Source organism: Herbaspirillum sp. RV1423 (genome assembly GCF_000577615.1).
GTDB lineage: Bacteria > Pseudomonadota > Gammaproteobacteria > Burkholderiales > Burkholderiaceae_D > Herbaspirillum.
This window is the reverse complement of the sequence record NZ_CBXX010000076.1, coordinates 1-7,057: the sequence shown is the minus strand read 5'-3', so window position 1 is coordinate 7,057 and position 7,057 is coordinate 1. Positions and strand designations below refer to the sequence as shown.

The window sequence follows — 7,057 nt, the reverse complement described above, 5'->3', positions numbered from 1 at the left end:
AGCCAAGGAAGTCACTGGCGGTGGCAATGCTCATGCCATCGTCACCGCCATACTGCTTCAGACTGACGATGACAAAGTAGCCCATTTGCGCGAAGGCCAGCGTGATCATGATGAATGCGATGCCGGAGGTGCGCAGGCTGATCAGTCCGGTAAGCCCTCCCACCACCGCACACACCAGCACACAAATACCCAAATGAATCCAGCCAGAAGACACACCATAGTAGGCCGGCAGCGAAACGCTGTACATGCCAATGCCGATGAAGAGCGCATGCCCCAGGCTGACCAAGCCGCCGAACCCCAGCGCAATGTTCAGCGCGCTGGCTGCGATGGCGTACACCAGGACGCGAGCGAAGAAGGCAACCCAGAAGTTGTCATCCAGTCCAATGGCAATCGGTGGCAGCACGGCCAGTGCCAGCAGCAGGAGTACCGGTATAAGCTGTGCCGGTCGAATCAGGTTTTTCATGACTTGGCCTTGTATGCGGGAAACAGGCCTTGCGGACGCCATGCCAGGATCACCGCCATAAGCAGGTAAATCAGCATGGATGCAAGGGCGGGACCGGCGGCGTTGGCGATCTCCCGATCGGCAAAGACGCGTATGAGCATGGGCAAAAAGGTTCGCCCCAGCGTATCGACCAGGCCAACAATGATGCCGGCATACAGTGCGCCACGCACCGAGCCAATGCCACCAATCACAATCACCACCAGCGTCGTGATCAGCACGGGCTCACCCATGCCGCTTTGCACCGACAGGATCGGGCCGGCCATGGCACCGGCCAGGGCAGCCAGGGCGGACCCCAGTGCGAACAACATGGCGTTGAGCAGCTTGATGTTGACACCCAAGGCGGCCACTATTTGCGGGTTGACCGAGCCGGCACGTATCAACATCCCAACGCGGGTCTTGTGAATCAGCCACTGACTGCCAGCGGCCACCAGCAGACCCACCACAATGATCAGGAAGCGGTAGCTGGGATAGGTAAAGCCCAGGAATTCGACGGTACCGGAAAGTGACTCGGGCAGTGAAACAAACATGGGCTGGGGACCCCAGATCATGCGCACCACTTCATTGAAGAAGAGCACCAGGCCAAAGGTCGCCAAGACATGATCAAGGTGGTCACGCCGGTAGAGTTTGGATACCGCAAGCTTTTCCAGAACCAGACCCACGACCCCACCCGTCACAACTGCAGCCAACACACCCAAGGCAAAGGAGTCGGTTCGCACGCCAACCACGGCCGCAGCATAGGCGCCCAGCATGTACATCGAACCATGCGCCAGGTTGACGAAGCTCATGATGCCAAACACCAGGGTCAGGCCTGCAGCCAGCAGAAACAGCATGACGCCGTACTGCAGGCCGTTGAGCAACTGCGCGATGAGCAAGGTGGCTGACATCACTTAGCCTTGCACTGCGCGACGTAGGAATCTTGATGGTCGGGCAAGGGTGTGCTCAACTGTTTGACGGTGACCGCACTGCCTTCCTTGACAGTCTGGAAGGCGTAGTAGTTCTGCACCGGCATGTTGTTGCTATTGAACCGGAACGGACCCCGGATCGACTTCAACTCGGCACCTGCAGACTTGACTGCGGCTGCGAATGCCACCTTGTCGGACGTGTTTCCCTTGACCTTGCGTACGGCAATGTCCAGCAGCTTTGCGGTGTCATAACCTACAGCCGCGTAATGACTGGGAACGCGACCGTACTTCTTGTTAAAGCTGGCAATGAACTCGGTATTGCCAGGCGTCTTCAGCGCCACATCCCACATGGCGCCCGAAATCGTCCCGACGGCCGCGTCGCGCAAGGAAGGCAGGGTGGTGCCATCCACGGTGAAGGCAGACAACAGCGGGAGCTTCTTCATCAGGCCGGCCTGGCTGAACTGTTTGACGAAGTTCACGCCCATGCCACCCGGATAGAACACGAACACGGCATCTGGTCCGGCAGCCTGCAGTTGCGCGATTTCGGCGGAGTAGTCAGGCTGGTTGACCTGGGTGTACACCTCATCGGCGACCTGGCCCTTGAAATAGCGCTTGAAGCCAGCAACATAGTCTTTGCCGGCCTGGTAGTTGGGGGCCATCAGATAGACACGCTTGTAGCCGCTGTCTTGAGCGAACTTGCCCATGGCCTCAGCGGTACCGTCGTTTTGCCAGGCCATCGAAAACACATTGGCCAGGCAGCCGGCTCCTGCCAGCGGGGATGGACCTGCATTGGTTGCAATGGCGACCGTTCCAGACTCCACGATGCGCGGCAAGCTGGCCATCAGCACGTTGGAGAATCCCAGCCCCACAATGGCGTCCACCTTGTCGCGATCAATCAATTTGCGCGCAATCTGGTTGCCCAACTCAGGCTTAAGCTGGTCATCTTCACGCACGACCGTGACCTCTTCGCCGCCCAGCTTTTTGCCCAAGGCTTCGATGCCCAGCATGAAGCCGTCGTACTGGTCTTGGCCAACAGCAGCAACAGGTCCGGACAGGGGAGCTGTAAAGCCAATTTTGACCTCTGCATGGGCAGCGGACAGGCTAAGCACGGCCATGCTGTATGCAATGGTCTTGACGATGGAATGAGTTTTCATGTTTGTCTCCTAATAATTCAATAAGTTGGGTCAATTCAGTCGAGTTTCAGCATCACGCGCATGTTTTCAATACGGACTGCGTAAGTCTTGATGTTCTCGGTCAAGGGGGCGCACATCGCCAGGCCGGAGCAAACATCAAATCTCCCCTGATGCAAGGGGCACTCGATTTCACGGCCTTCAAGAAAGCCGTCGCTCAAGCGCGCATGGCCGTGGGTGCAGATGTTGTCCGTTGCGAAGACCTCGCCGTCAACCTCGTACAACGCAATCTCCTTGCCCGCTACCTGCACTGCCATAACATCACCCTCGGGAACATCCGAAAGCGCTGCTGCATCCATCCAGTTTTCAGCCATGGTTTGTCCTTAAATTGGATAGATGATGGAATTGGCGATCATTTCACTGTCGTAGACGCAAAGACGCGACTGAAACTTCAACCCTTCAGGCGTTCTCACGATCAGATCGCGGTAATAGCCAACGTTGAATACCGTCGAATCCCCGTCATATTTGGTCCTGATAACCGTGTAATTGGCCTCCGAGGTGATGCGCTCGCCATAGATGTTGCGCTCCACGGACACCACGCGAGGGGTACCTACGATGTGACGCTGGTAATAGGGGTCGTGGTACAAAGTCTCCTTGACGCCATACACCCGGTCGCGAATCATGTTCTTGCTCTCCAATGCCAGCAGGCACAACCTCGTCGACCTCGGGCAATTCGATCACGCAGTTGTCGGTCAGCACCGATTGGCATGCCAGTACGTAGTCGTCTTTTCCAGTGTGTGGTCTGCCGGCCTCAGGTCCACTGCTGCGCACCTGACCTGACAGCACACGGCAACGGCAGGTACCGCAGCGCCCTGACATGCAGCTGTAGGAAATTGGCAATTGGTTGGCTCTGAGCACGTCCAGCAGATTGCTTCAGCTGTCCACATTCAGACGCACGTTGAGAGGTTTTACGACGAGTTCCATATGTTGAGGCTGATGCCTTTGTCTCCTGTTTGGAGGAATTATGGAGACACCGTTGATATAAGTCTATAAAGAAAATCCAATAGATATAATCACCGTTGTGAATATTGGGGTGATGCATGGATCTGCGTGAAATTGACCTAAATCTTCTGGTTGTCTTCAACCCCCTGATGGCCACCCAAATTCCCCCACTTGTGGCCACCTCAAATTCCCCCACCCTGAGCGCGGCGTGATGGCTGGTTAAACCCAGCTGTTGCAGCGCCTTGGTCAATACCCGGCAGGACGTTACCTTAACCCCCTCACTACCCGAGGGAAAGCGCCACGCTGGCCGCGACTCAGGCACCACACCGAGCACAAAACCAAGCAGGGGTATCACAATGACCATGGGCAAACATGAGATTGAACGCGCCCTCATCGAGTTGCGCCTGTCGGGCATGGCGGCCACGCTGGACACCCGTGTCCTGCAAGCCCAGGCCAGCGAACAACCTTTCCTTGAAACCTTCTGCATGCTGCTGCAAGACGAACTTGACCGCAGGCGATCGCGTTTGACCGAGCGGCGTTTCAAGCAGTGCGGGCTCGATGAGCGGTTGACGCTGGCAGACTTTGATTGGCACTTCAACCCCAAGGTGCCACGCCAGGCCTGCTTTGAGTTGCATACCTTGAAGTTCATCACCGAGGGGATCAATGGGCTGCTCATTGGCAAGCCCGGCACCGGCAAGAGCCACATCGCCAAAGCTGTCGCCTACCAGGCCACCTTGCAGGGCTATGACGTGCGTTACGTGGAGGCTGACAGCGTGTTTGCGCATTACTGCCTGGCCAGCCCGATTGAGCAGGAAAAACTGCTCAAGGGCATGCTGGAGCCAGCTTTGCTGGTGCTCGATGATCTGTTTCTCGCGCGGAGCATCTCCGACGGTGCTGCCGAGTTGCTGCAGACGGTGGTGCACCGGCGCTACAAGCTGCGCCGCTCCATCGTGGTGACCTCCAACCGCATTGTTGAGGATTGGGGCAAATACCTGGGCGACAACACGATGAGTACGACCATTCTGGACCGGCTGATGCACCGCTCGGCCCTGCTGGCGTTCGAGGGCAAGAGTTACCGGCTCAAGGAGGCTGCCTCGCGCATCGCCAGTGCCAGCGCCGCGTGATCAACCCGCCCGCCGTGGACAACTGTCCTGCCCACAGGGCGGGCCTGTGGACAGCCGGTGCTGCGCACCGGTGCGACAGTTGACCACCGCTCCCCGGTGTTTGCCTTGGGCCTGACGCGCTGGCGCTTGCCAAACAGCCATTTATAAAAACCCCAAGAAAACCAGGGAGAAATTACCACGATCGCAGGCCAGCGGCAGTCACACCAAAAGACTGATAATTTAGCCGTCCTGCCTGGGGGAATTTGACTGGCCAAAGGTGGGGGAATTTGAAGTGGCCATCAGGGAACCAACTGCTGTTAGCGGCGGTCTAAAAGCGCGCAAATATGGCGGTTGAGCGCGGTTTTTCCATTAGCTGTCTGAAAGCTGGCGGCATTTGCCGAAACCTGGACTTGCAGGGTGAGCGACTGCTGACGGACGGTTCCGAATCGCTTGCAACTGATTCATGCGATGGAATGGATGAGCTGTGCTTTTTCCGGTTAGCCGGAAACGAGTGAGCGAGCAAGCAACATCCCATTGGCTGGGTTTTCTCCTATGCGACGCATCGCGTGCGGCCACCAGTCACTTCCGAACGGTGTGTACAGCCTGACACGTTCGCCATTGGAAGCTTGCAATTCAGCCAATTCGCTGTGAACTCCTAGAAGCATCTCGAATTCGTATTCGACCCCTTTGACCCAGCCTTGTTCTTTCGCACGCTGCGAAGCATAGTGCTGCAACTCGTCGTCATGGGTTGCAATGATAGGTTTGAAGCCTGTTGCCTTGGCATCCTTTGAAAACATCAAGTCAATAAGGTTGCGCGAATTACTCTTGACTTCGCGCCGAGTTGTGTAGGCAACATCAGCTCCGGCGGCAAAAGCCCCTTTCACCAGTCGTACCGTTGCACCAGAGGAAATCAGCGAATTCATATCATTGGCGCTTCGTTTCAGGTAGGCCTGCAAGGTGACGGCGACAGGCAATCCGGCTGCACGAATATCGTTGTGGAGGGCCAGTGTTGCATCAGTAACCCCTTGGTCTTCCATGTCCAGCATCAGCATATGGCTCCCCGCGTGACTTCGGCTCGCTAAAGCAATGGCCTCTGCAATGCGGAACGCGTTCTGCCTCGCTATTGCGGGATTGAGCTGATGTCCAATTTGAGTTGGGTCAACGGAGACATGAACGTCCAAACCTGCGTCACCAAGAGCCGTCGCTACAGCAATCTTGGCGGCAACATTCTGCGCAACCAGTTCCGGCGTATCAACATACTCCCCGAGATAGAACAGGGAGGCTCGGATTTGCTTGTTTCGCAACAGTTGGGTCGCACAGGCAACGCCTTCAACAACGTTGCTTCCTGCTACGTAGCGAGTCGCCAGTGCTGTTCCCGCACGAGATGACTGTGCCCATGCTTTTACCCGCTGCGAGCGAGCCAACTTAATCATCGTCATCTGCCATAGTCTTCTCACCGATTTACTCCTTATTGATGGATACGAGCGCCAGAATTTTTTGCTTTGCCAAGGTCAAATGCCGGTCTAGACAGGTGGCGGCCCTGTCGCCCTCTCGGCGCAGAAATGCATCTGCTATTTCGTGATGACTACCCTGGCAGTCTTGGTGGTAGCTGCGGAAGTCAAGTGTGGAGCCATAAAAGCGAGCGAGTTGCTGCCCCATCTTGTCAACAATCACCTGCTGACGTGGTTGCTTTGCAGGTTGATACATGGCGGCATGGAACTCACGGTCAAGTTTGGCGAACTGAGTGCCCGAAGTAGCTGTATCCAATTGGCTCAGAATCTTCTGAACTTCCCTTTGGTCTATGGAAGTAGCCAGCATCGTTGCTCGGCGTATCAAATCGCACTCAAGCATCCGCCGGATGTTGAAGATTTCTTCAATGTCCTCGACGGTCAATACAGTCACTATCGCCGTGCGGTTCGCCAAAAACGTAATGAGGCCATCAGCCTCTAGAGCTTTGAGTGCATCACGAATGGGAACTCTTGACACCTTAAATCGGAAAGCCAACTCATCTTGCAGAAGTGGGGAGCCAGGCATCAGCGTCCCCCGAGCTATGGCGTTGCGCAGGTTCCGAACGATGGTCGTCTCTGCGTTAAGTGCTTTCATTAGGCTTTGGGATTGTTGAATTCATTTTTTAAGTATACATAAATTCAATCATCAAAGGCAGTCTGTTGCTGTCAGTGAACCACCCTAAAACGGCACGTCCTCCTGGCCAAGGTTAGACGGAACGGCTGACATTGTGACTACGCGGTCCCGACGCAGTTCCTGCTGAATCTGGCTCCCGTGTGAATTACCGGCATTAAGACGCCACCCGTTTTCGGCGTAATGGCGCCACTTGGACCAATCAAATCAGGGGCTCAAACTGGGGTGCAAGGATGCGCGATTTTGCATGATTTTGCAATAGCGGTTTTTGCGGTAATC

6 protein-coding genes and 3 pseudogenes are annotated in these 7,057 nt (G+C 55.9%); 1 reads left to right on the top strand and 8 read right to left on the bottom strand.

The window, feature by feature from the left end:
* The 6 genes and pseudogenes from RV1423_RS28075 to RV1423_RS30885 all read right to left on the bottom strand — a co-directional run.
* Nucleotides 1–463, bottom strand: a pseudogene (locus RV1423_RS28075) (branched-chain amino acid ABC transporter permease); the annotation flags it as partial.
* A complete protein-coding gene (locus RV1423_RS28070) occupies nt 460–1,386 on the bottom strand; it encodes a branched-chain amino acid ABC transporter permease (protein ID WP_011801843.1) in 927 nt (308 codons plus the stop codon). The gene RV1423_RS28070 and the pseudogene RV1423_RS28075, both read right to left, overlap by 4 nt.
* Nucleotides 1,386–2,558, bottom strand: coding sequence for an ABC transporter substrate-binding protein (locus RV1423_RS28065; protein ID WP_011801844.1), 1,173 nt, complete (start codon nt 2,556–2,558; stop codon nt 1,386–1,388). The genes RV1423_RS28070 and RV1423_RS28065 overlap by 1 nt, the downstream gene beginning before the upstream one ends.
* A 35-nt stretch (nt 2,559–2,593) precedes the next feature.
* Complete coding sequence (gene nagAb, locus RV1423_RS28060) at nt 2,594–2,908, bottom strand: naphthalene 1,2-dioxygenase/salicylate 5-hydroxylase systems ferredoxin NagAb (protein ID WP_011801845.1); 315 nt, start codon at nt 2,906–2,908, stop codon at nt 2,594–2,596.
* Nucleotides 2,909–2,917: 9 nt separating this feature from the next.
* Nucleotides 2,918–3,250: pseudogene (gene nagH, locus RV1423_RS28055) on the bottom strand (dalicylate 5-hydroxylase small oxygenase NagH); the annotation flags it as partial.
* Nucleotides 3,243–3,461 (bottom strand): annotated as a pseudogene (locus RV1423_RS30885) (2Fe-2S iron-sulfur cluster binding domain-containing protein); the annotation flags it as partial. The pseudogenes nagH and RV1423_RS30885, both read right to left, overlap by 8 nt.
* 437 nt (nt 3,462–3,898) lie before the next feature.
* On the opposite strand from RV1423_RS30885, the gene istB reads away from it, so the two are divergent.
* Nucleotides 3,899–4,660, top strand: a complete 762-nt coding sequence (gene istB / locus RV1423_RS28050) for an IS21-like element helper ATPase IstB (protein ID WP_304413369.1) — start codon at nt 3,899–3,901, stop codon at nt 4,658–4,660.
* Nucleotides 4,661–5,136: 476 nt separating this feature from the next.
* Here the strand turns inward: istB and RV1423_RS28045 are convergent, their stop codons facing one another.
* Nucleotides 5,137–6,096: a proline dehydrogenase family protein gene (locus RV1423_RS28045; protein WP_011801848.1), complete on the bottom strand. Its 960-nt coding sequence runs from the start codon at nt 6,094–6,096 to the stop codon at nt 5,137–5,139.
* A gap of 4 nt (nt 6,097–6,100) precedes the next feature.
* Nucleotides 6,101–6,742, bottom strand: coding sequence for a GntR family transcriptional regulator (locus RV1423_RS28040; protein ID WP_011801849.1), 642 nt, complete (start codon nt 6,740–6,742; stop codon nt 6,101–6,103).
* Nucleotides 6,743–7,057: the final 315 nt, after the last annotated feature.

Coding starts and splice junctions, on each gene's coding strand:
- RV1423_RS28070 (WP_011801843.1), bottom strand. CDS start 1,386: ATGTCAGCCACCTTGCTCATCGCGCAGTTGCTCAACGGCCTGCAGTAC.
- RV1423_RS28065 (WP_011801844.1), bottom strand. CDS start 2,558: ATGAAAACTCATTCCATCGTCAAGACCATTGCATACAGCATGGCCGTG.
- nagAb (WP_011801845.1), bottom strand. CDS start 2,908: ATGGCTGAAAACTGGATGGATGCAGCAGCGCTTTCGGATGTTCCCGAG.
- istB (WP_304413369.1), top strand. CDS start 3,899: ATGGGCAAACATGAGATTGAACGCGCCCTCATCGAGTTGCGCCTGTCG.
- RV1423_RS28040 (WP_011801849.1), bottom strand. CDS start 6,742: ATGAAAGCACTTAACGCAGAGACGACCATCGTTCGGAACCTGCGCAAC.